The organism is Arthrobacter citreus, from assembly GCF_038405225.1.
Classification (GTDB): domain Bacteria; phylum Actinomycetota; class Actinomycetes; order Actinomycetales; family Micrococcaceae; genus Arthrobacter_B; species Arthrobacter_B citreus_A.
Genome location: NZ_CP151657.1, coordinates 2,154,663 through 2,169,694, shown reverse-complemented (window position 1 = coordinate 2,169,694; position 15,032 = coordinate 2,154,663). Strand labels below are relative to the sequence as shown.

The following is a 15,032-nucleotide window of genomic DNA, read 5'->3' as shown; positions in this document are numbered from 1 at the left end:
CCGCGGCGCGGACCGGTATGTGGCGGTTCTTTGTCTACAGCGGCATCGGCATCTTCATGTTCTTCATCCCGATCACCCTCGGGGGCAAGAACACCATTCCGCTGGACCACCTGGTCACCTGGATCACCGGAGGGCTGGGCGAACTGACCCGGTACATCGCCCTGGCCCTGATCCTGGCCGGCACCGTGTATCCGTTCGCCAGCGGTCGGTGGCGGGAATCCCCGCTGAAGCGGACCTTCGCGCTGCTGAACATCATTGGACTCATCACCGGGACCATGCTGGTTTTCGGTTTCGGTCCGCAGTGGTTCTTCGACCCGGACCTGGGACCGTTCCTGTTCGACAAGCTGGTCATTCCGGTGGGCTTCATTGTCCCCATAGGAGCCATCTTCCTGGCCCTGCTGGTGGGCTACGGACTGATGGAATTCACCGGCGTCATGGTGCAGCGGGTCATGCGCCCCGTATGGCGGACGCCGGGACGCTCGGCGGTCGACGCCGTCGCCTCCTTTGTGGGCAGCTATTCGCTGGGACTGCTGATCACCGACCGGGTGTACCAGAGCGGACGCTACACGGCGCGCGAGGCGTCAATCATCGCCACGGGTTTCTCCACGGTGTCGGTGACCTTCATGCTGATCGTCGCGAAAACCCTGGACATCATGCACCTGTGGCTGCCGTACTTTTTCCTCACCTTTGCCGTCACCTTCGCGGTCACGGCCATCACGGTGCGGATTCCGCCGCTGAGCCGCATCCCGGATGACTATTTTCCGGGTTCAACGCCCCAGCCGGAAGCGAAGGTCACCGGCAACCGGGGAGCCGCGGCCTGGAATGAGGCCCTGACCGCCCTGAAAACCGCTCCGCGGCTGGGTCGGAACGTCCTGGACAACATCCGCGACGGCGTGCTCATGTCCATGGCCATCCTGCCCTCCATCATGTCCGTGGGTCTGATCGGCCTGCTGCTGGCCCGTTTCACCCCCGTGTTCGACTGGCTCGGCTACCTCTTTTATCCGCTCACCCTGGTGCTCCAGCTGCCGGATCCAATGCTCGCCGCCAAGGCGTCCGCCGTCGGCATCGCCGAGATGTTCCTGCCCGCCACGGTGGTGGCCGGGCACGAGTCCGAGGTCCTGCGGCTGGTCATCGCCGTCGTCTGTGTCTCAGCGATCATCTTCTTCTCCGCACTGGTGCCGTGCATCCTGGCCACCAGGATTCCCCTCAAGGTGTGGCAGCTGGTGGTCATCTGGGCCGAGCGGGTGGCACTGAGCCTGATCATCACGACGCCGGTGGCGTTCCTGCTGGTGGGAACATAGACATGGTGAACACAACAAGCGTCAACACCCTGCTGAGAGCCATCGAAGACACCGGCCGCGACGGACGCCGCGGCGGCTACAGCCGGCCAGTCTACTCAACGGCGGAAGGAGACCTGCGCGCGTGGTTCACCGCGGAGGCTTCCCGCCGGGGGCTGTCGGTGGAGACGGACCGGAACGGCATCCTCTGGGCCTGGTGGGATCTGCCCGGCGGCGGATCCAAGGGATCCGGCGGCGCGCCCGTTCCCGGGTCCGGCACCGATTCAGCTCCGGAACGCCGGGGCGCCCTGGTTACAGGCTCCCACTTGGACTCCGTTCCCGGGGGCGGCGCCTTCGACGGGCCGCTGGGTGTGGCCAGCGCCCTCGCCGCCGTGGACATCCTGCAGGACCGGGAAAACACCGGCAGCCTGCAGCGGAACCGGGCGCTCGCCGTCGCGGTGTTCCCGGAGGAGGAAGGCTCGCGCTTTGGCGTGGCCTGCCTCGGTTCCCGGCTGCTGGCCGGCGCCATCGAGCCGCGCAAGGCGCTGGCCCTGCGCGATGCTGACGGCAACACCTTCGCCGATGTCTCCCGCGCCAACGGCCTGGATCCGGACCGCATGGGCCGGGACGACGCCACGCTGAGCCTCATTGGCGACTTCGTGGAACTGCACGTGGAGCAGGGCAAGGGCCTGAACACCGAAGAGTTCACCGATGCCGCCGGCCGCGGACCCGCCGTTGCGGTGGCCGGCTCCATCCTGGGCCACGGCCGGTGGCGGTTCTCCATCACCGGGCAGGGCAACCACGCCGGAACCACGCTGATGGCGGACCGGTCTGATCCCATGGTCGCGGCAGCGCAGCTGATTGTGGCCGTGCGCCAGACCGCAGCCTCCCAGTCCGGTGCCCGCGCCACCGTGGGCCGGCTGGAACCGGTCCCGGGCGGAACCAACGTCATTGCATCCCGGGTGGACCTTTGGCTGGACGTCCGCCACCCCGACGACGCCGTGACCGCCGCTCTGGTGGAGAAAATCCACGGCCAGGCCCAGAAGATTGCCGCGTTTGAAGGCTGCAGCGTGCAGCTGACCGAGGAATCGTTCTCCGGCACGGTCCACTTCGATCCCGCCCTGCAGCGCGCCTTGGCGCAGTCGGTGGCCCGCACGGTCCCCGGCGCCCCGGTCCTGGCCACCGGCGCCGGACACGACGCCGGGGTGCTCGCGGCCCGCGTGCCCACCGGCATGCTGTTTGTCCGGAACCCCTCCGGCATCAGCCATTCGCCCGAGGAGTACGTGGAGGACGGCGACGCCGAGCTCGGCGTGCAGGCCCTGGCCGACGTGCTGCAGGACCTGCTGTGAGCAGTCCGGCCGCCAAGGGGACCGCCGGTGGTCCGGCCACCGGGACATCCGCCGGGGCCGCCGCCGAAGGGGTCCGCTTCTTCTGGTGTGAGCAGGGCTGGGTGGACGGCGCCGTGGTGCCGGGCGTCCGGCTGGAGGTCGACAGCGCCGGGATGGTCACCGGATCCGAAACCTGGGTGCCCGCCCGGGAGGGTGACTGTCGGCTGCCCGGCGTCAGCTTCCCGGCGGCGTCGAACGCTCATTCCCATGCCTTCCACCGGGTCCTGCGCGGACGCACACACGCCGGCGGTTCCGGCAGCTTCTGGACCTGGCGCGAGCAGATGTACGAGGCGGCCGGTGCCCTGACCCCGGAGCTGTACGAGCAGCTGGCCACCGCCGTGTTCGCCGAAATGGTGGTCACCGGGTTCACCTCCGTGGCGGAGTTCCACTATGTCCACCACCGCCCGGACGGCAGCACGTACGGCGGGTCAGAGACCGGCGACCACGCCATGGAACGAGCCCTGGCCCGCGCCGCCGTCGCCGCCGGCATCCGGCTGACCCTGCTGGACACCTGTTACCTGGCCGGTGGATTCGGGGTTCCGCTGAACGGGCGGCAGCAGCGTTTCGGGGACCGCGATGCGCAGGGCTGGCTGCACCGCCTCGCGTCGCTGCGAACGGCCGTAACCGCGGAGTTCGATCCGGCACTCGTCAGCGTGGGGGCCGCGCTGCACTCGGTGCGCGGCGTGCCGGAAGCTGCCCTGCCCACCATTGCGGCCGGCCTCCCGGACGGGATTCCCCTGCACATCCACCTCTCGGAGCAGCCCGCCGAGAACGAGGCCTGTGTGCAGGCCACCGGCCTGACCCCCACAATGCTCCTGGACAAGCACGGACTGATCAGTTCGCGGCTGTCCGCCGTGCACGCCACCCACCTCAGCGAAGAGGACATTTCCGTCCTGGGGGATGCCGGCGCCACCGTGGTCATGTGTCCCACCACCGAAGCTGACCTGGCGGACGGAATTGGTCCGGCCGCCGCGCTGCGTGCCGCCGGCGCCCGGATCGCGCTGGGCACCGACCAGCACGCCGTCGTCGATCCCTTCCTCGAGATGCGCGCCCTGGAACACGGGGAGCGGCTGTCCTCGGGGGAACGCGGCCGTTTTACGCCGGCCGACCTGCACGCGGCCGTGTCGGGCGCCGGGGCGCGCGCCCAAGACCGGCCGGAGCCGGGGTTGGAGGCCGGGAAGGTCTGCGATCTGATGTGCGTGGACCCGGCGAGCATCCGGACCGCCGGCTCCCGTCCCGGGCAGCTGTCACTCACGGCCACTGCCGCGGATGTGCACACCGTCGTCGTCGGCGGCCGTATCCGCGCCCGCAGCGGACGGCACACCACGCTGGGGAATCCAGCCGCCCTGCTGGGCACGGCCATCGCGGCCGTGGACGCCGCCCGCACCTCTACGTTGGAAGGAACCCCGCGCCCATGAGCACGGTTACACCCCAGAGCACCGCTTCGACCCTGATCACCAACATCGGCGAACTCTCCACGCAGGACTACGCCGACGGTGCCCCGGCCGCCGTGCTGAAGGACGCGGCGGTGGTCTTCGAGGGGGAGCGGATCAGCTGGATCGGTGCCGCCGCCCACGCTCCGGCCGCCGACTCGGCGGTGGACGCCGGGGGACGGGCCGGGCTGCCCGGTTGGGTGGATTCGCACACGCACCTGGTGTTCGCCGGGGACCGCAGCGCCGAATTCGAGGCAAGGATGGCTGGAGAATCCTACGCCGCCGGCGGCATTGCCGTGACCACCGCAGCCACGCGTGAGGCCTCGGACTATGACCTGACCCGGCTGCTGCTGGCCCGGGTGGCGGAGGCCGCCGCGGGCGGAACCACCTACCTGGAAACCAAGACCGGTTACGGGCTCAGCGTGGAGGAGGAGCGGCGGCACGCGCGCATCGCCTCCACCGTCGCGGACACCGTCACCTTTCTCGGCGCCCATCTGGTGCCCCACGGTGCCGATCCGGACGAGTACACCGAGCTGGTCTGCACCGACATGCTCGCCGCCGTGCGCCCGTACGTGCAGTGGGCTGACGTGTTCTGCGAGAAGGGCGCCTTCACCGAGGAGCAGTCGCGGCGCGTGCTGGCAGCATGCCGGGATGCCGGGCTCGGGCTGCGGGCGCACGGAAACCAGCTGGGCCACGGTGCCGGCGTCCAGCTGGCCGTGGAATTCGGGGCCGCCAGCGTGGATCACGTGAACTACCTGTCCGACGGCGACGTCGACGCGCTCGCCGGGACCTGGTCCGGGTGGAGCGGGGGCACCGGGGCCGGAGCCGAAGGCGCCGGTGTCGGTGCGGGCGCCGCTGCCGGTGTCGGCGGTCCTGGCACAGTGGCAACCTGCCTGCCCGCCTGCGATCTGTCCACCCGGGCACCGCTGGCCGATGCCCGCCGGCTGCTGGATGCCGGTGTGCCGGTGGCGCTGGCCTCGAACTGCAACCCGGGGACGTCATACACGAGTTCAATGAACTTCTGCGTCGCGACCGCCGTGCTGCAGATGAGGCTGACCGTGCAGGAAGCCGTCCGTGCCGCAACGTACGGCGGTGCGCTCGCCCTGCGGGTGAACCGCGGCACTGACCGGGACGGACAGCGCGCCGTGGGGTCGCTCGCCGTCGGGCACCGGGCGGATCTGCAGCTGCTCAACGCCCCCTCGGCCGCGCATCTGGCCTACCGGCCGGGCATGCCGTTGACCGGTACCGTGTGGCGTGCCGGTGTGCGGGTGCGCTGAATCCGCGGCCGCTGAGCCCGTGACCCCCCGAACCCCTGAACCTCCCCCCGAACCCCTGGCCTTCTGAACCCGTGGCCTTCTGTCACCGCTTCACTCCGGTGATGTGTCGAATTCCCACCCCGGCACCCTTGCCTTCTGAGCGTTTGGCGGGTTGGGATGTGCCATGGGAAAACTCATCTACATGCTCTCCTGCACGCTGGACGGCTACATCGCTGATGCCTCGGGCGACTTTTCCTGGGCGGCCCCGGATGACGCCATGGTGGAGCAAGTCACCGCGGACCTGGCCACCGTGGGCACACACCTGTACGGGCGTCGGATGTACGAAGCCATGGCCGTCTGGGAAACCGATCCCTCCCTCGCCGAAGGCTCACCGGCAGCGGCAGCCTTTGCCGAAACGTGGAACCGGGCCCACAAGGTGGTCTTTTCCCGGACGCTGGAGCACACCTGGACGCAAAGGACCCGGCTGGAACGGGAGTTCACCGCTGAAGCCTTTGCCCGGGCAAAGGCTGAAACCACGGGAGACCTCCTTATTGAAGGTCCCACAGTGACCGAAGCGGCCTTCCGGCTGGACCTGGTGGATGTGGTGTCGCTGATGGTTTACCCCGTGACGCTGGGCGAAGGAACCCGGGTGTTTCCCGACGGGCTCAGGCTCAGCCTGCGGCTTCTTCGCGAACAACGCTTCGACACAACCGGCATGGTGAAACTGACGTATGAAACGGTCCGGTCCCCCTAGCGACCGCGCCTGCGTCTCCCGCTCCCGACAAGCCGGAATAACCTGAGGCCCGGAGCCCCTGAAGCCGCCCGCCGCAGCCGGAATACCCTGTGGCATCCGGCACAATGGGAGCATGCGTGCCGCCTTCCCCTCTGCCCCCGCCGAAGCCCTGGATCCGCGGGCCCGGAAGATGCTGGTCTTCGAAATCCTGATTGTGCTGGGATTGTCGCTGGGCAGATCAGGCGTGTACGCCGTCGTCGAGCTCCTGGAAAAGGCGGCAGAGGGTCCGCTCGCCGGGCAGACAACCACGCTGAACCCGGTCCTGGACGAGAACCCGGTGTTCGATCTGGTGTACCAGCTGCTGGGGATCTTCTTTTCGCTGCTGCCCGTGGCACTGGTGCTGTTCCTGCTGACCGGACCGGGCAAGAGTGCGTTCCGACGCCTCGGCTTCACCTTCGCCAAACCGGTGCGCGACTTTGCGCTGGGTTTCGGGCTGGCAACGGTCATCAGCGTCGGCACCCTGGGCGTGTATGCCGCGGGGCGTGCGCTGGGCATCACCACCGCGCTGGTGCCGGCCGCCCTGGACACCTACTGGTGGACGCTTCCGGTGCTCATCCTGTCGGCCCTGCGGCACGCCGTGCTGGAGGAGGTCATTGTGGTGGGGTACCTCTTTATCCGGCTGCGGCAGCTGGGCTGGAGCACTCCGGCGATCATCATCACCAGCGCCCTCATCCGCTCCAGTTATCACCTGTACCAGGGCATTGGGCCCGGCATCGGGAACTTCCTGATGGGCCTGCTTTTCGGGTATGCGTACACCAAGACCAAGCGGGTCATGCCGCTGGTGATCGCGCACGCCCTTGTGGACATTGCGGGGTTTGTCGGGTTTGCGCTGTTCGGTTCGGCGATCGGCATTGGCGACTGACGCCGTGATGCGGGGCAGGTGCGGCTGCACGCCGCGCTAGGATTTCGGGATGGACGCCGCCCAAACCACAAGGAGCACCGCCCCGTGACATTGACGACACTCTGGGGAACGGACCTGGATCCGGAAGCCGTCCTGCAGGACTATCCGCGCCCGCAGCTGGTCCGCGACAGCTACCTGAATCTCAACGGCTACTGGCAGTATGCGTTCACCTCCGTGCGCCGGGATGCTCCGCCGACCGCCGGCGACTGGGACGGACAGATCCTGGTGCCGTTTTCCCCCGAGGCTCCGCTCTCCGGCGTCAACCGCCAGCTCCAGCCGCAGCAGTTCCTCTGGTACCGGCGCACCCTCCGCCTGCCCGAGGGCTTCGCAGGCGAACGGGTGCTGCTGCACTTCGGCGCGGTGGACCAGAGCTGCACGGTCACCGTCAACGGGATCGAGGTGGGAGGGCACGACGGCGGCTACCTCCCGTTCGCGCTGGACGTCACCGAGGCGCTGGCAGCCGGTGCACGGGACGCCGCGGGTGCCGCCGATTCCGCAGCGGCCGGATCCGCCTCCACCGCCGCATCTGCCGCCGGCCCCAGTGACGCCGGCCCCGATGCCGCAGAGCCCGGATCTGCAGCCGCCGAAGCCGAGCACGAGATCATCGTCCGGGTCCGCGACATCAGCGACACCGGCTACGCCAGCCGGGGAAAACAGACGCTGGACCGCGGAGGCATCTGGTACACGGCACAATCGGGCATTTGGCAGACGGTGTGGCTGGAAGCGGTTCCGCGGATCAGCATTTCACGGCTGCATCTGGTGCCGGACCTCGAATCCGTCTCCGTGACAGTCCACCTCGAGGGCGGCCTGCACGGGGACGCCGGGTTGGCAGGGGAATCCGCGGATTCGGATCTGCAGGCGGCAATCACCGTGTCCGCTGCCGGCCGCACTGTGGCGGACGCCGTCGTCGTGCCCGGCGTGCCCACCCGCATCCCGGTGCCTGATCCGCACCTGTGGACACCGGAGGATCCTTTCCTCTACGACGTGTCAGTGACGCTGCTCAGCGCCGGCGCGGAGGTCGACAGCATTCGCAGCTACACCGGGCTGCGCACCTTCGGGGTCGGGCCGGACAGTGCCGGCCATACCCGGCTGCTGCTCAACGGCCGCCCGTACTTCCACGCCGGGCTGCTCGATCAGGGGTACTGGCCGGACGGACTGTACACCGCGCCGTCGGACGATGCCCTGGCCTATGACATCCAGGCCGCCAAAGACCTGGGCTTTACGATGCTGCGCAAGCACATCAAGATTGAGCCGCTGCGCTGGTACTACCACGCCGACCGTCTCGGCATGCTGGTGTGGCAGGACCTGGTCAACGGCGGCCGGTCCTACCGGCATGCTGTGGTGACTGCGCCGGCCGTGGGGCTGCCGCACCGCAACGACGGCGACTACGCGGCCTTCGGGCGGACGGATGAGCAGGGCCGGGCCGAGTTCCTCGACGAGCTGCGCGCCACCGTTGAACTGCTGCGCAGCTGCACCTCGATTGCGGTATGGGTGCCGTTCAACGAGGGATGGGGACAGTTTGACGCAAACGCCGCGACGGAGCTGCTGCGCGGGCTGGATCCCACCCGCAGCATCGACCACGCCAGCGGGTGGCATGACCAGGGCGGGGGAGACCTCAAGAGCGTGCACGTCTACTTTGTGCCGTTCAAGCTGCGGAAGGGCTGGCTGCGGGACGGCCGCGCCGTCGTGCTTTCCGAGTACGGCGGGTACAGCCTGCGCGTGCCGGGCCACACCTTCAACGAGAAGGAGTTCGGGTACCGGCGGTTCAAGACCCGGGATGCCCTGCGGCAGGCGTATGAGAAGCTGCACCGGCGGCAGATCGAACCCGCTGTGGCACAGGGGCTTGCGGCCACGGTCTACACCCAGCTGACCGATGTGGAGGACGAGGTGAACGGGCTGCTCACGTACGACCGGCGGGTGGTGAAGATCGATGCCGGAACGGTGCGGGAGCTCAATGCCGGGCTGATTCGGGCCGCTGGGGGCGCCGTGGGCTAAGGAATTCGACCGGTTTGGGCAAAATCGACCGTTTTGGGTTTCTGCTGCCACTGCGCAATGGCAGCAGAAACCCAAATTGGCAGCAGAATCGGGGGAGGGGTGCTTAGCTGCGCCGTGACCGCGGAAGACCCGCCCGGACCAGCCGCTGCACCAGTCCATCGGGGTCCTGCGGCGATTTGGTGATGTTGACCCACGACCAGCGGACGAAGGCGGCCCCCGTGGCCCGGATGGCGTCTTCCCTTCGCTTCTCGTTCGTGAGCGTCTCCCACGTAGGAGCCAGCATGGATCCGTTTGCCCCGTACTTCACGGCACCGTCAAACTCGCCCACCAGACTGTGCTTTTTCCAATAGAAATCAGTCCTGAACCGGCCTGCGGGCGTGATGACCTCGTGCTGCAGCTCCGGCGGCGGGAATCCAAACCGATGCAGTTTTGCACGGGAATAGGACTCGCCGGGGGAATGCGAGTTGCTGTCCGCGAAGTCGATGACGCGCAAAGCCCTGGCACGTTTGGCTTGGTCAGGCAGCAGCAGCGACAGCTCCCGCAAGGCATCCTTGTTTAACGGCGGATGGCGCCGGACCGGGTCAGGCCGCAATACATGGTCCATGGCGGGCACGGCGCGTTCAAACGGCAAGTAGGCCGCCATATCCAGGACCGTCTGGGCACGTGAAGTAAGCTGTAGGCCGTTTCGGGACGTGACAGGCTCCAGTAACCGCCGTGTCGTCCAGCGGAGCTCGCCGCGGCGTCGGCCGTGTGAAGAATCAGAGGCCAGCAGCAATATTTCCGATGAGCCTCCGATAGCGGGGATGCCCCAGATAACCGCGGCCGACTGCTGAACGAGAATCCGGGGACTTCTGCCCTGTTCGACGGCGGCCTGAATCCGCACGTGGTCCCGGTCCCACTTGGGCAACTCGCGCCAGAATTCGGACCGAACGTATACGCCTGGCCGGACCCGGACGAGTTCTCCAGATGCGCACCGCAGGGCTATTTGACGCCTGTTTACGCCGGCACGCTCGGCATCGGCCGCAAAAAGGAACTCCGGATCCATCCGCCCAGAGTGAGGGAGTGATTCATATCGGAGGAGAGCAGCCGGAAATCTGTGGAAAACCTTCCGTTTTGGGCACAATCGACTGTTTTGGGTTTCTGCTGCCACTGCGCAATGGCAGCAGAAACCCAAAGTGGCAGCAGAAACCCGGCCCGGACGGAATCGGCAGAACTAGATCTCGACGAGGCCGTTCGCCGTGTTGAACGTGACCGACATGATGCCGGGCGTTCCCTTGGGCGAAATCCAAGTGACGCCGACGTTCTCCAGCGGCTCCTCCACGGGGGTGCCCAGCCATTCGGCCACCCGCGCCGCGGATCCGGCAATGGTCAGCGAATTCAGGTTCACGGCTCCGGGCATTCCCGGCAGGGCGGCGGAGGGGTGCAGCGGTTCGGTGCCGTCGTCCCACCGCAGCATGTACGGAACCTGGGGGTCGGCGATGAGACCGTTGATGCCGATCTGGCGCCAGGTCAGTTCCTGGCCGTCCGGGAACTTGCGGTTACCCGGAACCGACTCGCGGCCCAGGCGCTCCTCGAACGGCGACAGGTCATCCACGGCAACACACCAGCCCATCCAGCCGCCGCCGCACTCGGAGCGCTGGCGCACGGCCTGGCCGAACGGAGCCTTGTCCGACGCCGGATGGTTCAGTGCCTCGACCACCTCGACGTATTGGTGGTTGGCCAGGGGCAGAATCATGTTGCGGGTGCCGAAACGCGGATGTACGCCGCCCTTGACGAAGTCGGCTCCCAGAGCGGAGGCGATCCTCTCAGTCGTGGCCAAGAGACCGTCGGATTCACAGGCATAAGATACATGGTCCAAGCGCATGCGGCCCATAATTGCACGTTGTGACCGACCTCTCGACCAAGGTAACCCTAACTGCGGCTTTTGGTCGATTTTGAGCCGCGGAACTGGACAATCTCCTTCCGGCGGAGGCCGCAGGAGCTGACGCTCCACACCGATGAAACGCAGGGAAATGAACCGTCACAGAGGTTGCGGGCTCCGGGGTTATCCGTTTTCATAGGGGGATAGGTCATGAGTGCCAGCAGATAGCCCCGGCTTGCTGGCCGGCAACCCTCCAACCGCGGTGGGGTGCCCCGGGTGAAGACCTGGCTGCACGTCAAAAGGACGTGCGGCAAGCGCGGGTCACACGTGGCTGCCGGCTCTTTTCCGGCTAGAAGTCTCGGTGCGGCCCCTGGTTACAAGGGAGCACTCCATGTCAGGAAACTGGTCGTTCGAAACCCGGCAGATCCATGTGGGACAGGAGCCCGACGCCGTCACCGGCGCCCGTGCCCTGCCGATCTACCAAACAACGTCATTCGTGTTCCCCAGCGCCGAGGCGGCGGCCAACCGGTTTGCGCTGGCCGAACTGGCGCCGATTTACACGCGCATCGGCAATCCCACCCAGGAAGCCGTAGAAAACCGGATCGCCTCCCTCGAAGGCGGTCTCGGTGCGCTGCTGCTCGCGTCGGGGCAGGCGGCTGAAACCTTCGCAATCCTCAACGTCGCGGAGGCCGGAGACCACATCGTGGCCAGCCCCAGCCTCTACGGCGGCACCTACAACCTCTTCAAGCACACGCTGAAGAAGTTCGGCATCGAGACCACCTTTGTGCAGGACCCGGACAACCTCGACCAGTGGCGCAGCGCCGTGCAGCCAAACACCAAGGCCTTCTTCGGTGAAGTGGTCTCCAACCCGCGCCAGGACGTCCTGGACATCGAGGGCATCAGCGCCGTCGCACATGAGGCCGGGGTGCCGCTGATCGTGGACAACACCCTGTCCACCCCGTACCTGATCCGGCCCATTGAGTGGGGAGCGGACATCGTGGTGCATTCGGCCACGAAGTACCTGGGCGGCCACGGCACCTCCATCGCCGGCGCCATTGTCGATTCGGGCAACTTCGACTTCGGTGCTGATCCGGAGAAGTTCCCGGGCTTCAACACTCCGGATGAGAGCTACAACGGACTGGTGTACGCCCGCGACCTCGGCGCCAACGGCGTCCTGGGCGCCAACCTCGCCTACATCCTCAAGGCCCGGGTGCAGCTGCTCCGCGACCTGGGCTCCGCGGTGTCGCCGTTCAACGCGTTCCTCATTGCCCAGGGGCTGGAGACGCTGAGCCTGCGGGTGGAGCGCCATGTGGCCAACGCCGTCGCCGTCGCCAACTGGCTCGAAGCGCACGACGACGTCATCTCCGTCGCCTACGCGGGCCTGGAATCCAGTCCGTGGTTTGAGCGCGGCCGCAAGTATGGTCCCCGCGGCACCGGCGCCATTGTCTCCTTCGACATCACCGGCGGCATCGAGGCGGGGAAACGCTTTGTGGATGCCCTGGAACTGCATTCCCATGTGGCAAACGTGGGCGACGTCCGGTCCCTGGTGATCCACCCGGCGTCGACCACGCACAGCCAGCTCGGCGCCGAAGCCCAGCTTGCAGCGGGGGTCAGCCCGGGGCTGGTCCGGCTGTCCGTGGGCATCGAGCACATTGACGACATCATTGCCGACCTCGACGCCGGTTTCCGCGCCGCCAAGGGAGCGTAGGGATTCGCGTGAGCCTGCCGTCCACGGTGCCGCAGCACCCCGCCCCCGCCTGGGACGGGGTGCTGCGGCATGCCCAAATCGGCAGCCTCGAACTTGAAACCGGCGGCCGCCTGCCGCAGGTGTCCCTCGCCTATGAAACGTGGGGGACCCTTAACGAGGACGGCTCCAACGCGGTCCTGGTGGCCCATGCCCTCACTGGCAGCACCCATGTTGCCCGGGGCAGCAGCGACGAGGACGGATGGTGGGACGCCCTCGTGGGTCCCGGGAAAACCGTGGACACCAACCGGTTCTTCGTTGTCTCGATCAACATGCTCGGCGGCTGCTATGGCTCCACCGGACCGTCCTCGAATGATCCCGAAGGACTGCCCTGGGGCTCGCGCTTCCCGTTTGTCACGATCCGGGACTCGGTCCGCGCTGAGGCCCGGCTGGCGGATCTGCTGGGGATCCGGGCCTGGCACACGGTGCTGGGCGGATCGCTCGGCGGAGCGCGGGCCCTGGAATGGGCGGTCACGGAACCCGGCCGGGTGCAGCGCTGCGCCGTGATCGCCTGCACCGCAGCCAGTTCGGCCGAGCAGATCGCCTTTGGCCAGGCGCAGCTTGAGGCCATCCGGCTGGATCCGCACTTCAACGGCGGGGACTACTACAACGGAACCGCTCCGACCGCCGGTCTGGGGCTGGCGCGGAGGATTGCGCACATCACCTACCGCTCCGAGGCGGAACTGGAATACCGGTTTGGGAACGCACCCCAGCAGCAGGAGGATCCGCTGGGATCGGCCCTGTCGGCGGAGCGCGGCCGTTACGCGGTGGAGAGCTATCTGGATCATCAGGCCCGGAAACTGGTGCAGCGTTTTGACGCAAACAGCTACCTGGTGCTGACCGAAGCCCTGATGAGCCACGACGTCACGCGCAGCCGGGGATCGCTGCAGGAAGCCCTGTCCGGAGTTACGGCCGAGTTCTTCATTGCCGCCGTCGATTCGGACCGGCTCTACTTCCCGCAGCAGTCCGAGGTCCTGGCTGCGGCGCTTCCCGGCGGCGTCCGGGTGCACACCATCAGCGCACCCATCGGCCACGACGGATTCCTGACCGATGTTGAGCAGCTCGGACGGCCGCTGCGGAAACTTTTCTTCAGCTAGGAAATGAGCGCCAGCTGGTCCGCCACTACCCGTCCTGCGCGGAGCACCGTGCGGTCGGTGCCGCGGTCCATCACCGCAGAGGTGAGCGTTTCGCCGTCGACAAGCAGCAGATCCGCAGGATCGCCGGCATCAAGGCCGGGGCGGTGGGCGGTGTCCTTGAGCCGGACGGCGGACGGATCCAGGATGCTTGCCCCGCCCACCGTGGCGATGGCCAGGCAGTGCCCGATCAGTTCGTCCTGCCGGAAGCCCTGAGTGAAGGCCAGCTGCCAGGTCCGGTCCAGCATGTCCGCGTTTCCGTACGGGGACCAGTAATCGCGCTGGCCGTCCTCGCCCAGCCCGAAACGGACGCCGCCTTCGGCCAGTCGGGTTAGCGGCAGCTGGCCTGACACTGCCGGAGCCACGGAGGTCAGGGAGACATCCAGCTCGCCAAAGGCCTCCATGAGCCGGCTGGTGGTTGCTTCGTTGACGCTGCCCAGCTGGTAGGCGTGGGACAGTGTGACCCTGCCCTGCATCCCCAGGGCACGGGTTCGCTCCAGCACCAGATCCGCGCTGAACACACCGAGGTCCCCGGGCTCGTGCAGGTGGATGTCGAGGGGCACCTGGTACTTTTCCGCAAGACCGAAAACGAGATCCAGGTGCCGGGCCGGATCGCGGTCCAGGCTGCAGGGATCAATGCCGCCGACGACGTCGGCGCCGGCTTTCAGCGCCTCCTCCAGCAGCTCCACCGACCCTTTTTCCCGGAGCAGCCCGGCCTGCGGAAACGCCACGATCTGAACGGCGGCCCGGTCCCTGAAGGTTTCCCGGGCAGCGGCCACGGCCTCGAAGCGTTCCAGCCGGCAGTCCACATCGACCTGGGCAAACGAGCGCACCCGGGTGGTGCCCCGGGCGATCATCCGCCCCAGCGTCTCGTTGACCCGCTCCTGCAGGGACACCTCCGCGGTGCGCCAGTTGCGGCGGTCGTTCAGCATCATTTCCCACACGCCGGGGCCGCCGGTGTGTTCGCGGAAGGGCAGGCCAATCCGGGTCGAGTCCAGATGTACGTGCGCGTCGGTGAAGGCGGGCAGCAGCAGGCGTCCGCGGCCCTCCACCACGGTGGCGCCCGTTTCAGGCAACGCGGGGGAGCCGGCGCCGGACGAACCTGCGGTGCCGGCGCCGGCGGCGGGCTGATGCGGCGCAACGGCGGTGATGGTGCCGTCCGTCAGTGTGACGTCGCTGAGGGCGCGGCCCCACGGGCGGACGGCGCGGATCAGGGTGGTGGTCAAGGGATCTCCTTCGCTGGATGGCGGC

Annotated in this window: 12 protein-coding genes and 1 riboswitch; of the genes, 9 read left to right on the top strand and 3 right to left on the bottom strand. The window is 67.6% G+C overall.

Going from position 1 to position 15,032, the window contains the following annotated elements; all coding sequences use genetic code 11:
- Window positions 1-17 precede the first annotated feature (17 nt).
- The 7 genes from AAE021_RS10085 (at window position 18) to AAE021_RS10055 (ending at window position 9,043) form a co-directional block, all read left to right on the top strand.
- Window positions 18-1,301: a YjiH family protein gene (locus tag AAE021_RS10085; protein ID WP_342025378.1), complete on the top strand. Its 1,284-nt coding sequence runs from the start codon at window positions 18-20 to the stop codon at window positions 1,299-1,301.
- Between the two features lie 2 nt (window positions 1,302-1,303).
- Window positions 1,304-2,626, top strand: coding sequence for an allantoate amidohydrolase (locus AAE021_RS10080; RefSeq protein WP_342022203.1), 1,323 nt, complete (start codon window positions 1,304-1,306; stop codon window positions 2,624-2,626).
- Window positions 2,627-2,727: 101 nt separating this feature from the next.
- A complete protein-coding gene (locus tag AAE021_RS10075; RefSeq protein ID WP_425362476.1) occupies window positions 2,728-4,083 on the top strand; it encodes a formimidoylglutamate deiminase in 1,356 nt (451 codons plus the stop codon).
- The gene (locus AAE021_RS10070) at window positions 4,080-5,375 is read left to right on the top strand and encodes an amidohydrolase family protein (protein ID WP_342022201.1); all 1,296 of its coding nucleotides are present in this window, start codon (window positions 4,080-4,082) and stop codon (window positions 5,373-5,375) included. Before AAE021_RS10075 ends, AAE021_RS10070 begins: the two co-directional genes overlap by 4 nt.
- 163 nt (window positions 5,376-5,538) lie before the next feature.
- Complete coding sequence (locus AAE021_RS10065) at window positions 5,539-6,108, top strand: dihydrofolate reductase family protein (protein WP_342022200.1); 570 nt, start codon at window positions 5,539-5,541, stop codon at window positions 6,106-6,108.
- 112 nt (window positions 6,109-6,220) lie between these two features.
- Window positions 6,221-7,009: a type II CAAX endopeptidase family protein gene (locus AAE021_RS10060; protein WP_342022199.1), complete on the top strand. Its 789-nt coding sequence runs from the start codon at window positions 6,221-6,223 to the stop codon at window positions 7,007-7,009.
- An 84-nt stretch (window positions 7,010-7,093) separates the two neighbouring features.
- On the top strand, window positions 7,094-9,043 hold the full coding sequence (locus tag AAE021_RS10055) for a glycoside hydrolase family 2 protein (protein WP_342022198.1): 1,950 nt from the start codon (window positions 7,094-7,096) through the stop codon (window positions 9,041-9,043).
- Between the two features lie 103 nt (window positions 9,044-9,146).
- Here AAE021_RS10055 and AAE021_RS10050 read toward each other — a convergent pair whose 3' ends face one another.
- Together AAE021_RS10050 and AAE021_RS10045 are read right to left on the bottom strand one after the other, a co-directional pair.
- Window positions 9,147-10,088, bottom strand: a complete 942-nt coding sequence (locus AAE021_RS10050; protein ID WP_342022197.1) for a type IV toxin-antitoxin system AbiEi family antitoxin domain-containing protein — start codon at window positions 10,086-10,088, stop codon at window positions 9,147-9,149.
- 168 nt (window positions 10,089-10,256) lie between these two features.
- Window positions 10,257-10,907, bottom strand: coding sequence for a VOC family protein (locus tag AAE021_RS10045; protein WP_342025377.1), 651 nt, complete (start codon window positions 10,905-10,907; stop codon window positions 10,257-10,259).
- Between the two features lie 203 nt (window positions 10,908-11,110).
- A riboswitch (SAM riboswitch) is annotated at window positions 11,111-11,227 on the top strand.
- A gap of 68 nt (window positions 11,228-11,295) precedes the next feature.
- Between AAE021_RS10045 and AAE021_RS10040 the strand changes: the two genes are divergently transcribed.
- Both AAE021_RS10040 and metX read left to right on the top strand, forming a co-directional pair.
- Entirely contained in the window at window positions 11,296-12,612 is a 1,317-nt protein-coding gene (locus AAE021_RS10040; protein WP_342022196.1) for a bifunctional o-acetylhomoserine/o-acetylserine sulfhydrylase, read from the top strand.
- 8 nt (window positions 12,613-12,620) lie between these two features.
- Window positions 12,621-13,745 (top strand): homoserine O-acetyltransferase MetX, encoded by a 1,125-nt coding sequence (gene metX, locus AAE021_RS10035; RefSeq protein WP_425362386.1) that lies wholly within the window; start codon window positions 12,621-12,623, stop codon window positions 13,743-13,745.
- On the opposite strand, the gene AAE021_RS10030 is transcribed toward metX, so the two are convergent.
- On the bottom strand, window positions 13,742-15,007 hold the full coding sequence (locus AAE021_RS10030) for an amidohydrolase family protein (protein ID WP_342022195.1): 1,266 nt from the start codon (window positions 15,005-15,007) through the stop codon (window positions 13,742-13,744). The two genes, metX and AAE021_RS10030, sit on opposite strands and share 4 nt — an antisense overlap.
- Window positions 15,008-15,032 lie beyond the last annotated feature (25 nt).